Below are 13,751 nucleotides of genomic sequence, written 5' to 3'. Positions count from 1 at the left end.
GTCAGCGGGCGGTGCCGGTCCCGGCGGTGCCTGGGGTGCTTGCGGTGCCGGCGCTGCTTGCGGCGAAGATCTCCTGGGGAAAGGCGCCGTTCGCCGCGGAAGTCGCGCTCAACCGCGCGGCGATCTCGCTGAGCCGGCCGAGCGCCTCCTCGCCCAGCTGGCGGTAGGGGGCGCCGGCCAGGCGGTCGGTGCGGTCCTCGATGTCCTGGCGCAGCTGGCGGCCCGCCGCGGTGAGGGCGTCGTCCGCGTCCAGCAGACCGCGCTCGCGCAGCCGCTCCTGCGCTGCGCTCCACTCGTCGTCGCTCCAGCCGCGGGTGTGCTTGGCCATGGCGGGGACGAAGCCCTTGCCCGTGGTGGTGTGGGTCACCAGCGCTTCGAGGCCGTCGAGTTCGGCGTCGAGCAGCGCGGCGATGTGCCCGTCGCCGCGGTGCTCGCGCAGCAGGGTGGCGGCGTGCCAGAGCGCGAGGTGCGGCTCCTGCGGCACCGGCAGGTCGGCGTGCGCCGCGAAGAGCGGCCGGCCGGCGGGGGAGCAGGCCTCGACGGCGCGCAGCGCCAGCTCGGCCGCCTCGCGGACCTCGGCACCGGCCACGGTCTCCGCCCCGAGCGTGCGCAGCTGCGCGGCCTCGACCGCCCGCAGCCGGGCGGCCAGCACCGCCTGGGGCGAGGCGATCTCCCACGCGCGCGGCAGGTGGCGGGCGACCAGCGCCGGGTTGAAGTTGTAGAACGTGGCGGCCACCGCGCCGGCGCCCACCGCGCCCATGGCCGCCGAGCGGCCCGCGAAGTAGCTCATGGAGCCTCGCGAGAGACCGAGGGCATGGAACTGCTCCTCGGCCTCGGGCGCGAAATAGACCATCGAGTGCAGGGAGTTGAGCGCTTGGTAGCAGCGCCTACCGGCGAGTAGCGTCATGACGGCACCGTACGCGATCACCCGTGGCGGCGGCCAGCCTCACGGTGGCGATCGGCCAGCGCCTCGGGCAGGCTCTCGGCCCGCTCGGCGCCAGGGCCTGCCCGGCGGATCCTGCCGGGCGCACGCCCACCCGGGTCCCACGCCTCGGTGCGCCCGAAATCCGCCCGGCAGGCCCGTACCTCGTCGGCCTCACGGTCCGGGCGCGAGCGCCACGTCCATCCCCCGGGCGGCGACGATCCGCGCCGTGCCGTCGGAGAGCCGGTAGCAGAGGCCGACGACCGCGGTACGCCCAGCGGCGACCTGCTCGGCGAGCACCCGGGACCGGTCCAGCATCAGGTCCACGGTGTGCTGTATGTGCGCCTCGATGAGCTCCTCGGGCGCCTCCAGCCCGGCCGCGCGCGCAGCGAGGACGCTCGGGGTGACCCGCTCCACGACGTCGCGCACGTACCCCGCCGGCGGCAGCCCGTTCTCCAGCGCGGCGCTGGCCGCTGCCACGGCGCCGCAGGAGTCGTGGCCGAGCACCACGACCAGCCGGCAGTCCAGCACGCTCACGCCGTACTCGATGCTGCCCAGGACCTCCGAGCCGATGACATGACCGGCGGTCCGCACGACGAACAGGTCACCGAGCCCGCGGTCGAAGATGATCTCGGCGGCCAGGCGGGAGTCCGAGCACCCGAAGAGGACCGCGAAGGGGTTCTGCACGGGGGCGAGCGCGGCGCGGCGCGCGGCATCCTGGTTCGGATGCTCCGGTGCGCCCGACACGAATCGCTGGTTGCCGCTGAGCAGCATTTCGAGCGCGTCACCGGGGGTGAGTGGAACAGAGCTGGACATGATCACAGCCTAGACGAGAAGGTTCGCCGTCACAGCGGGCGATCAATGGCGGGGTCCGGGCCGTGAAGTGGAGTACGGCTGGGGGCCGCCCCCGCAGGGTGGCCTCCAGCCGTACCTCCGCCAATCGGTCAGGCGGCAGACCGATCAGAAGATCTTCATAGCGTCGAGTTCCACCCCGCCGGGGTGGTTCGGGAAGGTGAAGTAGGTGTACTTCCCGACCGGGTTGTCGGGTTGCCACCTGTTGTCCGACTCGTACTGCACGACGTTGTTGCCCGTCGAGAATGCGTCGAGCCAGCAGGGGCCGCCGGTGCACTGCTGATTGTCCGGGAACGAGTAGGTCCCGGCGTTGGCGAAGCAGATCTCCTCGGCGCGCGGGCTCTGGTTCTCCTGATGGAACCAGACCTGCAGGTAGTCGTTGCTGTTGCAGAGGACGGCGTCGATAGCCGGTTTGGCGGTTTCCGCCGACGCGATTCCGGTGGGGGTGATGGCCAGCCCGGCCGTGGCCAGGACGGCGACGAGAGCGGCCACGGTCTTGTTCTTCAGGTGCGCCACGGGGGTCTCCCTACAGTCGAGTACGAATGCGATGTCGGAGTTGGCGGAGTTGGCGGGGGTACGGCTGGCCGGACGAGCGCCGGACAGCCGGACAGCCGTACCCCCGCCGAACGGTCGGGCGGCAGACCGGATCAGAAGATCTTCATGGCGTCGAGGTCCACCCCACCGGGATGGTTCGGGAAGCCGAAGTAGGTGTACTTCCCGACCGGGTTGTCGGGTTGCCACCTGTTGTCCGACTCGTACTGCACGACGTTGTTGCCCGTCGAGAATGCGTCGAGCCAGCAGGGGCCGCCGCTGCACTGCGGGAACTGGAACGTGTACGTCCCGGCGTTGGCGAAGCAGATCTCCTCGGCGCGCGGGTTTTCGTACTCCTGATGGAACCAGACCTGCAGGTAGTCGTTGCTGTTGCAGGGGACGGTGCTGATTGCCGGTCTGGCGGTTTCCGCCGACGCGAATCCGGTGGGGGTGATGGCCAGCCCGACGGTCGCCAAGCCGGCGGCGAGAGCGGCCACGATCTTGTTCTTCAGGTGTGCCACGGAAGTCTCCCTCTGGTCCAGCACGAACGCGATGCCGTTGCCTCGGACATGGGCGGCCGGACGAGCGCCGGCCGCCGGTCGCGCGAGGATCGGCCTGCCGACGGGCCCGGGTGCCGCCCCGCCGACGGTCCTACTGTGCGACCACGGAGCATCTCATGTCTATTGACCATTCCGTATGGGCCAATACGCTGCGTGTATCGCCCTGCTCACAGGGGTATTTGAGGCACTGTCAGAGCGCCAGCAAGGGACCCGTCCGAAATAATGTCCGAATTCCCGTCGCCTCAGGTGCTCTTCGACCTGCGCCTGGTGTGGTATTTCACCGTCGTGGCCGAGTACCGGCATTTCCGCCGCGCCGCCGAGGCGCTGCACACCACCCAGCCGTCCCTGAGCCGGCAGATCCGCCGCCTTGAACAGCAGCTCGGCACCCGCCTGTTCGAGCGCACGCCGCACGGCAACCACCTCACCCAGGCGGGCGAGGTCTTCCTGCCTCTCGCCACCGCGCTGCTGCACCGCGCCGACCAGGCCGCGGCACACACCCGCGCCGCCGCACGGCCGGACCGCATCACCGTCGGCTACACGCCGGGCTTCATCATCACCGCGGCCGTGCGCGCCCTGCGCCGGCAGCACCCCGGCGCCGAGGTGGCGACCCGGCACCTGGCCGTGCCCGACCGGCCCCGGGCGCTGCTGGACCACCGCGTGGACGCCTTGGTCACCCGGCTGCCGTTCGCGACCGACGGCCTGGAGGTGACCCCCCTCTACGACGAACCCCGCGTCCTGCTGGTGCCGTTGGAGCACCGGCTGGCCGGCCGGGAATCGGTCACCCTGGACGACATCGCCGACGAACCCCTGCCCAAGGTGCGCGGTTGCGACCCGATGGTGAGCGCCTTCTGGCGCATCGACCCCAGACCCGACGGACGCCCGGCCCCGGACGGCCCCCTCGCCGAAACCACCGAGGACCTGATCGAACTCGCCGCCACCGGGCAGGCCGTGTTCATCACCGTCGCCGCCGGCCCCGTGCGCCCGGACCTCACCGCCATCCCACTGGAGGGCGTCGAGCCCAGCCGCGTCGTGCTCGCCACCCGGGCCCGCGACCGCAACCCCCTGGTGGCGGCCTTCCGCGCCCACGCCCGCGCCCATCTCACCGGCCGGGACCCGACCGGGCCTCCCCGGAGTCTCCAGCGAAGGACCGACGGATGATCGAGGTCGAGGTCGAGGACGGTGCCACCCTGGCCACGTCACTGAACCTGGACCCGCGCGAGAGCCTGCAGCCCGCCGACGCCGACAAGAAGGATGACCACCACCACCGACTACTCCGCCGCTCGTGCAGCCACCCTCCAGGCGGCCGCCGATCTCTTCGGCCCGGGCAGCGACACGATCGCCACCGTCGCCGCGACCTGGAACGCCGTCAACGTCACCAGCTGACCACCACCCGCCGGGCGCACCGCGCGCCCGGTACCACCCCGCCGGAGGCGACGTCCGTGCACGGCGCGATCAGCCGGTGCCGCTGGAACGGGTCGTCCGCTGACGGAAGGCGCCGGCCTGCTGCTGGCAGTGGTCGCGCTGGACCGGGGGCCGACCGCGCGGGTATCCAGGCCGGCCCCGGGAGCACCGGGAACCGGCCGCGTCGCTCCACTGCTGCCGCGCGATCGGCAGCGCCGAGGGCTACAGGTGGACACGCCCGCCTCACGGCGAGGGCAGCGGGACGGCGTGCGGGGCCTCGTGACGTTGCGGGGTCAGGGTGCGGGCGGAGGCGGGGAAGGCCTGCTCGGCCCAGATGACCTTGCCGTGCGGCGTGTAGCGGGTGCCCCAGTGCTCGGTGAGCTGGGCCACCAGGAACAGCCCGCGGCCGCCCTCGTCGGTGCTCGCCGCGTAGGTCAGGTGCGGCGAGGTGTTGCTGCCGTCGGAGACCTCCAGGATCAGGCTGCGGTCGCGCAGCAGCCTGACCCGCACCGGGGCCGAGCCGTAGCGGATGGCGTTGGTGACCAGTTCGCTCAGGGCGAGCTCGGTGGCGAACGACAGCTCGCCCAGGCCCCATGCGTCCAGCGTCGCCGCGCTCCACGCCCGGATGTCGGCGACGGCGGCCGGGTCGCCCGGCACGTCGCGCTCGGCGACCCGGTCGGGGCCGAGCACCCTGGTCCTGGCGATCAGCAGTGCCACGTCGTCCTGCGGGCGCTCCGGCAGCAACGCCTCCAGCACTGCCCGGCAGTGCTCCTCCGGCTCCCGGCCGCGCTGCGACAGCGCCGCGCGGAGCAGGTCCATGCCGACGTCGAAGTCCCGGGTGCGCTCCTCGATCAGGCCGTCGGTGTAGAGCACGATCTGGGTGCCCTCGGCCAGCTGCACCTGGGTCGTCTCGTACGGCATCCCGCCCGCGCCGAGCGGCGGGCCGGTCGGCAGGTCCGGGAAGACGACCCTGCCGTCGGGATCGACCAGCGCGGGCGGCGGGTGGCCGGCGGTCGCGATGGTGCAGAGCCGGGAGGTCGGGTCGTAGATCGCGTACAGGCAGGTGGCGCCGGTGACGCCGATGCCGGTACCGCTGTCGCTCTCCTCCTGGTCGATCCGGTTGACCAGCTCGTCGAGGTGGCCGAGCACCTCGTCGGGCGGCACGTCGAGCGCGGAGAAGTTGTGGACGGCGGTGCGCAGCCGGCCCATGGTGGCGGCGGCGTGCAGCCCGTGGCCGACCACGTCGCCCACCACCAGGGCGACCCGGCTGCCGGGCAGCGGGATCACGTCGAACCAGTCGCCGCTGACGCCGGACTGCGCCGGCAGGTAGCGGTGGGCGACCTCCAGCGCGCTCTGGTCGGGCAGGGCGCGCGGCAGCAGGCTGCGCTGCAGGGTCACGGCCATGGCGTGCTCGCGGGTGTAGCGGCGGGCGTTGTCGATGCTGACGGCGGCCCGCGCGACCAGCTCCTCGGCCAGCGAGCGGTCGTCCTCGTCGAACGGCTCGGGCTTCTGCGACCGCCAGAAGTTGACGACGCCCAGGATGATGCCGCGGGCCTTCAGCGGGATGGTGACCAGCGTGTGGACGCCGTAGTCGAGGATGTGCCCGGTCCACTCGGGGTCCTGGGCCTGCCAGCCGGGCGCGACCCGCAGATCGGGGACGACCTGCGAGCGGCCGCTGTCGAAGCCGCGGGCCATCGGGGTGGACGGGATGAAGGCGGTCAGTCGGCCGCAGGGGTAGAACGGGTGGTCGTCGCGGATGCCGTGGACAGCGGTGCGGCGCAGGTTGACGGCGCCGCCGGTGGGCTCCTCGCCCTGCAGCACCGGGTCGGCGAGGTCGACGGTGACGAAGTCCGCGAAGCCGGGCACCGCGACCCGGGCCAGCTCCTCGGCGGTGCGCTCGACGTCGAGCGTGGTCCCGATGCCGACACCCGCCTCGTACAGCAGGGCGAGGCGCTGGCCGGCCACCTCGGCCTTGCCGGAGAGCGCGAGCAGCTCGGTGGAGTCGCGAAGAGTGGCGACCGTGCCCATGGCGCGGCTGTGCGGGGCGGTCGGCCGCTGGTTGACCGCGACGAGCCGGCTGCCGACGTGGAGCAGTTCGTCGGTGACCGTCCGGCCCGACAGCAGCAGGTCGGTGGTCTCGGGGGTGAGGCCCTCGATGTCGCCCAGGTGCCGGCCCTCGGCCCGGGCGGGCAGACCCAGCAGCTCGCGCGCCTCGTCGTTGGCGAGCAGCAGTTGCCCGTCCTGTCCGACGATGACCACGCCCTCGCGGACCGCGTGCAGGACGGCGTTGTGGTGCTCGTACATCCGGGCCAGCTCGCCCGGGTCCATGCCGTGGGTCTGGCGCTTGAGCCTGCGGGCGATCAGCGCGGTGCCGGTGGTGGCGATCACGACGGCGACGGCGCCGGTGCCGAGGATCAGTGGCAGCTGCCGGTTGTCGGCGGCGGTGACGTTGTTGACCTTGAGCCCGGCCGACACCAGGGCGGGTATCGATCCGTCCGGGGCGGTCACCGGGACGGTCGCCTGGACTTCGTGGCCCAGCGGGCCGTGCACGCTCTCGGTGTAGATCTGCCCGTGCAGGGAGGGGCCGATGGTGCCGACGAACCGGTGGCCGATCTCGCTCGGCATCGGGTGCGTGTAGCGGATTCCCTGGTCGTTCATGACGACGATGAAGTCGACGCCGGCGACTTTGCGGGTGGCCTCGGTGATCGGCTGGAGAATCGCCGACGGATCGGGCGACTTGAGTGCGGCGAGCAGGCCGGGAGAATGCGCGAAGGTCTCCGCGACCGCGACCGACCTGTTCTTCGCCTCGGTATCGCTGCTCCGCCGCGACTGCAGGACCTGCGCCAGGATCGCCCCGAGCACGAGGAGGACCACGACCACGAGTTCCAGCGCGAATACCTGAGTGGCTACGCTGCGTCGGTTTCTCGCTGTCGGTGGCTTTCTGAATACGACCCGCGATCGGTCGGTATGTTCGACCATGTTGTCATGTTTAGCACCATGCCCGGATTTTCCTGCCAGGTTCTTCTCGTTGTCTCGTTCCTCGGATTTCTGCCAATCGCATTCTCGACCCCGGACAGTCACTCCCGGTGACTGCGTTTGGCCCGCCCGGCGGGCCGTCGTGCTGCGGTTGCACCACCGTGCGCGGGTGCCGCGCCGGGATCCGGGGACACCCCGAAGCCTCCGCGAACCACCAGTAGGCTGATGTGCCGGCCCAGGTGATGTCAGCAGGCCTTGGCCGCACCGCCCCGAGGAGACACGTCATGGCCGATCACCCCCACGCCCACCTGCTCACGGCCATCGAGCTGGCAGCCTCCGCGCGAGCGCACGGCAACCATCCCTTCGGCGCCCTGCTCGCCGACTCCGGCGGGGGCGTCCTGCTCACGGCCGAGAACACCGTGCTGACCGACCACGACGTCACCGCCCACGCGGAGACCAACCTGGTCCGGCAGGCCTCCCGCGCCCTGGCCCCGGCCCAGCTCACCGAGGCCACCCTGTACACGAGCACCGAGCCGTGCGCGATGTGTGCCGGCGCGATCTACTGGAGCGGCATCCGGCGGGTCGTGTACGCGCTCGCCGCGACCGAGCTGAACGCCATCGCGGGAGTGGACCCGGACGAGCCGGTGCTCGACCTGCCGTGCCGCCAGGTCTTCGCAGCCGGCGGGAACAGCGTGGAGGTCTCCGGGCCGCACCTCTTCGAGGAGGCCGCAGCGGTGCACACGGGGTACTGGGGGTAGCCGCCCGGCCTGGACGCGGTCCGTCGGGTGGCGGGGCGGCCCGGGCTGCTGGTGGTCCCGCGCGGGCGCGGCCGAACCCGCCTTCCGATCCCCGACGGGCTCTCTCCCGATCGGGCCGCCGTCGCCGGTGGTCCGATTCGGCTCGTCCGGCCGCAGCCGGTTCCGGCCTGGTCGGCGCAGCGAAAGCCGGGTGCCTGCCGATTGCGCCGCCGGACGTGCGAGGGCCTGGCGGTGCGGCACACGATGGCGGGTGTGGGCGGTGTCCGCCGTCCACCGGGGACGTGCCGCAGTGCACAGTCCATCGCCCAGCGGGTGGGCCGACGGAAAGGGATGACGCGTGGACGGGCCTGGAACTGGTGTGGTGGTGACCGGCTTGGGCGCGACGACTCCGCTGGGAGGCTCGGTCGCGGACACCTGGGAGTCGCTGCTGGCGGGCCGCTGCGGGGTGCAGGCGCTGGAGGAGGAGTGGGCGGCGGCGCTGCCGGTGCGGATCGCGGCGCGGGCGAGGGTCGAGCCGCGGGAGGTGCTGGGGCGGGTGGAGGCCCGCCGACTGGACCGCTCCGGGCAGTTCGCACTGGTCGCCGCCCGGGAGGCGTGGGCGGATGCGGGGACGCCGGTGGTGGAGGGGGCGCGGCTGGGCGTGGCGGTGGCCACCGGCATGGGCGGGGTGACGACGCTGCTCGCCGCGCACGACCTGATGCGTGAGCGGGGGCCGCGTCAGGTGTCGCCGCTGTCCGTGCCGATGCTGATGCCCAACGGGCCCGCGGTGGCCCTGGGGGTCGAGTTCGGCGCGCGGGCCGGGGTGCATGCGCCGACGTCGGCGTGCGCGTCCGGGGCGGAGGCGATCGCCCAGGGCTTCGAGATGATCCGCGCCGGTCGCGCGGACGTGGTCATCGCCGGCGGCGCGGAGGCCGCGGTGCATCCGCTGCCGATCGCGGCGTTCGGCAACATGATGGCGCTCTCCAGGCGCAACGACGATCCCGCGCGGGCCTCACGTCCCTACGACCGCGACCGGGACGGTTTCGTGCTGGGCGAGGGCGCGGGCATCCTGGTCCTGGAGTCGGCCCGGCACGCCGCCGCCCGTGGCGCGCGGCACTACGGCCGGCTGGCGGGGGCGGGTCTGACCAGCGACGGCTACCACGTGGCCGAGCCGGCCCCGGGCGGCGGGTCGCTCGCCGAAGCCGTCACGCAGGCCCTGGCCGCCGGTGGCATCGATCCCTCGCAGGTCGCGCACGTGAACGCGCACGCCACCGCCACCCCGAAGGGCGACCTCGCCGAACTCGCCGCCCTCAAGGCCGCGTTCGGCCCGCTCGCCACCGGGCTCGCGATCTGCGCCACCAAGTCCATGACGGGCCACCTGCTGGGCGCGGCGGGCGCGGTGGAGGCCATCGCCACCGTGCTGGCCCTGCACCACCGCACGGTGCCCGCCACCGTCAACATCGAGGAACTCGACCAGGCCGTGGACCTCGACATCGTCCGGGACAAGCCGCGCGACCTGCCGCTCGGTCCGGTCGCCGCGCTCAGCAACTCCATCGGCTTCGGCGGGCACAACGTCGTCCTGGCCTTCCGCGTCGACTGAGCCGTCCCGGGCGCCCGCCCTCCGGAACACCGCACGCACCAGCACCAGAAGGGACCCGCGTGCCCACCAGCACCAGCCTCGGACCTGACAGCCTGCTGCGCCGGATGTTCTCGCCCACCGGCCGCACGGACCCCTACCCCTGGTACGCGCAGCTGCGCGAGTGCGCCCCCGTGCACCGCACCGCGACCGGGACGTACGTGTTCAGCCGCTACGCCGACGCGGCCTCGATCGCCCGCGACCCCGCCTTCGCCGTGAAGGACGCGGCCTGGTTCGACGCGCACACTCCCCACTGGCGCTCCAGCGCCGGGATGCGCCTGTTCGGTGCCGCCATGCTGTTCTGCAACGGGTCGGACCACCTGCGCGTCCGCAAGGTCATGTCGGCCGCCTTCACCCCCCAGCGCCTCCATGAGTTGGAGCACCTGGTGCGCGGTATCACCGGGCAGCGGCTCGAGGCCCTGGGCCGGCTCGCTGCCGACGGCCGCTGCGTCGACCTGCACGCGCTGCTCACCCTGCCGCTGCCCCTGGCGGTCGCCTGCACTCTCACCGGCGTGCCCGCCCAGGACAGTGGCTGGGTCTACGAGTTGGTCCAACCGCTGCTCGCGCTGCTCGACCCGTACGTCGACACCCGCGCCCTGGAACGCTGCGACACGGCCGCCGCGGCTCTTCGCCCCTACCTCTCCGCGCTGCTGGCCGAGCGCCGCCGACGCCCCGGGGACGACCTCGCCTCCCAGCTGGCCCGGGCCCAGGCAGCCGGCCGGCTGACGCAGGACGAGTCCGAAGCAGCACTGACCCTCGCGATGGCCGCGGGCTTCGAGACCACGACCGTCCTGCTCGACCATGCGATCAGCGCCCTGATGGCCGACCCCGGACAGTCCGCCGCCGTCGCCGAGGATCCGCGCGCCGCCGCTGCCGCGGTGGAGGAGACCCTGCGCCACGACCCGCCGGTGCAGTTGTTCACCCGGATCGCCCGCCGGGACACCGCCGTCGGCGACCTGCCGGTGAAGGCCGGTCAGGAGGTCCTGGTACTGCTCGCGGCCGCTCACCGCGACCCGGAGCGCTTCCCCGAACCCGACGCCTTCGACCTGCGGCGCGACACCGGCCAACTGCTCTCCTTCGGCGGCGGCGCCCACTACTGTCTGGGCGCCGTGCTGGCCAGGATGGAGGCACGGGTCATCCTGCCGGCCCTGTTCCGCTGCTTCCCGGGGCTGCGGGCGGCCGGCCCGCCCCAGAGCAACCACCGCATCACCATGCGCGGTTGGACCACCCTGCCCGTCACGCTCGGCCCCTGACCGGGACTGCTCGGGCCGGCGGCACCCGCACAGGGTCCGTTCGGGCCTTCACGGTTGCCGAGGGCGGGAGTGCACCGATCTACTGAGGACAGAACGGTGCGTAGTCGAATCAATGCGTACCGGCAACGGCGCTGTCCCCAGCGCGACCTCCCGAAACGGACGGACCCCATGCTCCTGCTCGCCCCCAAGTCCGCGGCCCGCGTGTCCCGGCTGCTCGCCGCTGCCAGCGCGGCCGGTCTGCTCACCGGTGGACTGGCGCTCGCGGCCCCCACCACCGCCTCCGCCGCGACCCTCGTCGCCACCTGCAGCTCCACCTCCACCGACTCCTTCGCCCAGCCCCTTGACCCGGGCAGTACCGACAACCCGCAGTCCGAGACGTACCGCGGCACCGGGACCATCACCTGCCTCGACGTCGGCGGCAAGCTCCTCGCCCGCGGCACGACCAAGTTCAGCGGCTCGATCGCCGCAGCCGAGTGCACGGGCGACGAGACATCGGGCAGCTACACCGTCGAGGTCGACTGGTCCGACGGCACCAGGACCACGGGCACCTACACCAAGTTCGACGAACTCGACGCCGACGGCACCGGCGCCGTGACGATCAGCGGCACCACGGACGTCGGCAGCACCAAGTTCGCCGGCTACGCCTCGACCATCACCGGGACCTCCAGCGGCACCGGCTGCGGAACCCAGGCCGGCGAGAGCAGCAAGTCGCAGACCTCGGTCGTCACCTTCTCCAAGCTCTGACCCTGACCGGAAATCTGGCAGCACCGCGAAGGCGCGGGCCGGTGCGGGCGGACACGACCCGAGGGCCGTCTCCGCCCGCACCGGCCCGCGCCAGTAGTCACCCCACCCGGCCACGGGCCCGGACGACGACTCGAACCAGGGGACACACCCGCCCATGACCCAGACCATCCAGAGCCTCCCCACCGGCCGGGAGCGGTACTTCGACCCCTTCGACCCCGCCCTGCACGCCGACCCCTACAGCCGCTACGCCCTGGCCAGGGAGTCGGCGCCACTGTGCCAGGGCCCGCACGGCCTGACCGTGGTCACCCGCCACCGCGACGTCTCCGCCGCACTGCGCGACACCCGCCTGGGCCACGGGCCGACCACCGCACCCAACCGGATCTTCTCCTTCCTGGGCCTCGATCCGCCCGAGCACGGTCCGCTGCGCCGGGTGGCCGCCCAGTTCTTCGGCCCCCGGACGATCAGCGCGCTCGCACCCCGCATCAGCGGATTCGTCGACGACCTGCTCGACACCGCGCTGCAGAAGCGACACGTCGACCTGCTCGGCGAGTTCGCCTACCCGCTGTCGCTGCGCGTCATCTGCAGCCTCTTCGACCTGCCCGAGCAGGACCAGCCCTGGATCCGGGCCCAGACGCCGCCGATCGGCCGGCTGCTCGATCCGCCCTACTCCATCAGCGGGCCCGACCTCGCCGCCGCCCGACAGGCCGCCGCCGTCTTCGTCGCCTACCTGCGTGAGCAGATCACCCACCGGCGCCGACACCCCGGCCCCGACCTGCTCAGCCAGTTGATCTCCCATGCCGACTCGGGCCCGACCCTCACCCCGCGCGGCCTGATCCCCATGTGCGCGCTGCTGCTGATGGCCGGTTACGAGACCACCGCCAACATCATCGCCAACGGCGCCCTCGCCCTGCTGCGGCACCCCGCCCAACTCGAAGCAGCCCGCGCCCGTACCACCGACGGCCTGCTCGACCCCGCCGCCATGGACGAACTCCTGCGCTACGACTCGCCGATCCAGATCACCTTCCGCACCGTCCAGCAGGAGACCGCCGTGGCCGGCACCGCCCTGTCGCCGGGCACCCCCGTCGCGCTGCTCATCGGATCCGCCAACCGCGATCCGCGCGCCTTCGCCCGGCCCGAGCGACTCGACCTGCGACGCGCGCCCAACCCGCACCTGTCGTTCGGAGCGGGCATCCACTTCTGCCTCGGCGCACCACTGGCCCGCCTGGAGGCCGGCCTCGCCCTGGGACACCTGCTGGCCCGCACCCGCCACCTGGAGCTGGCCGGGGACCCGTCCCACAAGGACATCACCGCCGCCGTCCGCGGCCTGAACGACCTCCCCGTCGCGCTCACCCCTCGCTGAGGGGGCGCTCCCGTCGGTCCCACCGCTCCTGCACGTCCGGGTAGATCAGCTCCAGGTCGTTCGGCAGGGCAGCCTTGATCCGCCGGGTGCGCTCATCGGCCAGGACCTCCTCCCGGCCCTCCTCCACGGCATCCAGCGCGCGGGCGGCCACCGTCTCGGGACCGATCTTGAATCCGCCCACCGCGGCGGCCATCTCCGTGTCGATGAACCCGGAATGAACCGCGACCACCAGCGTGCCCTGAGCGCGCAGCTCGACGCGGGCGCCGTTGGTCAGCGCCCAGGCGGCTGCCTTGGACGCGCAGTACGAGCCCATGCTCGGCAAGGTGATCCAGCTGGCCGCGGACAGCACGTTGACCAGCGCTCCTCCGCCGTTGCGCCCGAGAACGGGGGCGAAGGCCCGGCACATGGACAGCGTGCCGAAGTAGTTCACCCCCATCTCCGTCTCGGCGGCTCCGGTACGGTCGACCGCCAGGAACGGACTGCTCATCAGCACACCGGCGTTGTTGATCAACAACGTCACGTCGGAGCACGTGGCCGCTGCCGCCGCCACGTGCTCGGGCACGGTGATGTCGAGCCGGACCGGAACGCCACCGGATTCACCGACCCCGCGAGGATCACGCGCAGCGCAGTAGACGGTCCGCGCGCCACGCTCCAACAGTGCACGGACGAACGCCCGCCCGAGCCCCCGATTCGCACCGGTGACCAGCGCGACCGAGCCTCTCACCCGCACGCTCGCCTCCCGAACGCCTCGTCACCGAAAAGCCACCGACCAGTGATCA

Annotated in this window: 13 protein-coding genes; 7 read left to right on the top strand and 6 right to left on the bottom strand. The window is 72.6% G+C overall.

The window, feature by feature from the left end:
* Position 1: 1 nt before the first annotated feature.
* The 4 genes from OG294_RS01840 to OG294_RS01825 all read right to left on the bottom strand — a co-directional run bounded on the left by OG294_RS01840 (position 2) and on the right by OG294_RS01825 (position 2,826).
* Positions 2–907 (bottom strand): SCO6745 family protein, encoded by a 906-nt coding sequence (locus OG294_RS01840; protein WP_327064586.1) that lies wholly within the window; start codon positions 905–907, stop codon positions 2–4.
* Between the two features lie 189 nt (positions 908–1,096).
* Entirely contained in the window at positions 1,097–1,738 is a 642-nt protein-coding gene (locus OG294_RS01835; RefSeq protein ID WP_327064585.1) for a carbonic anhydrase, read from the bottom strand.
* Positions 1,739–1,882: 144 nt separating this feature from the next.
* The gene (locus OG294_RS01830; RefSeq protein WP_327064584.1) at positions 1,883–2,290 is read right to left on the bottom strand and encodes a beta/gamma crystallin domain-containing protein; all 408 of its coding nucleotides are present in this window, start codon (positions 2,288–2,290) and stop codon (positions 1,883–1,885) included.
* Positions 2,291–2,421: 131 nt separating this feature from the next.
* Positions 2,422–2,826, bottom strand: a complete 405-nt coding sequence (locus tag OG294_RS01825; RefSeq protein ID WP_327064583.1) for a beta/gamma crystallin domain-containing protein — start codon at positions 2,824–2,826, stop codon at positions 2,422–2,424.
* 261 nt (positions 2,827–3,087) lie between these two features.
* Between OG294_RS01825 and OG294_RS01820 the strand changes: the two genes are divergently transcribed.
* A complete protein-coding gene (locus tag OG294_RS01820; protein WP_327064582.1) occupies positions 3,088–4,023 on the top strand; it encodes a LysR substrate-binding domain-containing protein in 936 nt (311 codons plus the stop codon).
* Between the two features lie 93 nt (positions 4,024–4,116).
* On the top strand, positions 4,117–4,248 hold the full coding sequence (locus tag OG294_RS01815; RefSeq protein ID WP_327064581.1) for a M4 family metallopeptidase: 132 nt from the start codon (positions 4,117–4,119) through the stop codon (positions 4,246–4,248).
* Positions 4,249–4,509: 261 nt separating this feature from the next.
* Here OG294_RS01815 and OG294_RS01810 read toward each other — a convergent pair whose 3' ends face one another.
* A complete protein-coding gene (locus OG294_RS01810; protein ID WP_327064580.1) occupies positions 4,510–7,245 on the bottom strand; it encodes a SpoIIE family protein phosphatase in 2,736 nt (911 codons plus the stop codon).
* A 281-nt stretch (positions 7,246–7,526) separates the two neighbouring features.
* Here OG294_RS01810 and OG294_RS01805 point away from each other — a divergent pair, with 281 nt between their 5' ends.
* The 5 genes from OG294_RS01805 to OG294_RS01785 all read left to right on the top strand — a co-directional run bounded on the left by OG294_RS01805 (position 7,527) and on the right by OG294_RS01785 (position 12,972).
* Positions 7,527–8,000, top strand: coding sequence for a nucleoside deaminase (locus OG294_RS01805; RefSeq protein WP_327064579.1), 474 nt, complete (start codon positions 7,527–7,529; stop codon positions 7,998–8,000).
* A 337-nt stretch (positions 8,001–8,337) separates the two neighbouring features.
* A complete protein-coding gene (locus OG294_RS01800; RefSeq protein WP_327064578.1) occupies positions 8,338–9,579 on the top strand; it encodes a beta-ketoacyl-[acyl-carrier-protein] synthase family protein in 1,242 nt (413 codons plus the stop codon).
* 59 nt (positions 9,580–9,638) lie between these two features.
* On the top strand, positions 9,639–10,868 hold the full coding sequence (locus OG294_RS01795; protein WP_327064577.1) for a cytochrome P450: 1,230 nt from the start codon (positions 9,639–9,641) through the stop codon (positions 10,866–10,868).
* 168 nt (positions 10,869–11,036) lie between these two features.
* The gene (locus tag OG294_RS01790) at positions 11,037–11,612 is read left to right on the top strand and encodes a hypothetical protein (RefSeq protein ID WP_327064576.1); all 576 of its coding nucleotides are present in this window, start codon (positions 11,037–11,039) and stop codon (positions 11,610–11,612) included.
* 154 nt (positions 11,613–11,766) lie between these two features.
* A complete protein-coding gene (locus OG294_RS01785) occupies positions 11,767–12,972 on the top strand; it encodes a cytochrome P450 (RefSeq protein WP_327064575.1) in 1,206 nt (401 codons plus the stop codon).
* Here OG294_RS01785 and OG294_RS01780 read toward each other — a convergent pair.
* The gene (locus OG294_RS01780) at positions 12,959–13,696 is read right to left on the bottom strand and encodes an SDR family oxidoreductase (protein ID WP_327071415.1); all 738 of its coding nucleotides are present in this window, start codon (positions 13,694–13,696) and stop codon (positions 12,959–12,961) included. The two genes, OG294_RS01785 and OG294_RS01780, sit on opposite strands and share 14 nt — an antisense overlap.
* Between the last annotated feature and the right edge of the window lie 55 nt (positions 13,697–13,751).

Origin of the sequence: Kitasatospora sp. NBC_01302 (assembly GCF_035976515.1) — a bacterium.
Taxonomy (GTDB): domain Bacteria; phylum Actinomycetota; class Actinomycetes; order Streptomycetales; family Streptomycetaceae; genus Kitasatospora.
Note: the sequence above shows the minus strand (reverse complement) of the source record. Positions and strands in the feature narration are given on the sequence as shown.

What these genes read in the sequence shown, in the direction of transcription:
- OG294_RS01840 (WP_327064586.1), bottom strand. Translation starts at nt 907, where the DNA reads ATGACGCTACTCGCCGGTAGGCGCTGCTACCAAGCGCTCAACTCCCTG.
- OG294_RS01835 (WP_327064585.1), bottom strand. Translation starts at nt 1,738, where the DNA reads ATGTCCAGCTCTGTTCCACTCACCCCCGGTGACGCGCTCGAAATGCTG.
- OG294_RS01820 (WP_327064582.1), top strand. Translation starts at nt 3,088, where the DNA reads ATGTCCGAATTCCCGTCGCCTCAGGTGCTCTTCGACCTGCGCCTGGTG.
- OG294_RS01815 (WP_327064581.1), top strand. Translation starts at nt 4,117, where the DNA reads ATGACCACCACCACCGACTACTCCGCCGCTCGTGCAGCCACCCTCCAG.
- OG294_RS01810 (WP_327064580.1), bottom strand. Translation starts at nt 7,245, where the DNA reads ATGGTCGAACATACCGACCGATCGCGGGTCGTATTCAGAAAGCCACCG.
- OG294_RS01805 (WP_327064579.1), top strand. Translation starts at nt 7,527, where the DNA reads ATGGCCGATCACCCCCACGCCCACCTGCTCACGGCCATCGAGCTGGCA.
- OG294_RS01790 (WP_327064576.1), top strand. Translation starts at nt 11,037, where the DNA reads ATGCTCCTGCTCGCCCCCAAGTCCGCGGCCCGCGTGTCCCGGCTGCTC.
- OG294_RS01785 (WP_327064575.1), top strand. Translation starts at nt 11,767, where the DNA reads ATGACCCAGACCATCCAGAGCCTCCCCACCGGCCGGGAGCGGTACTTC.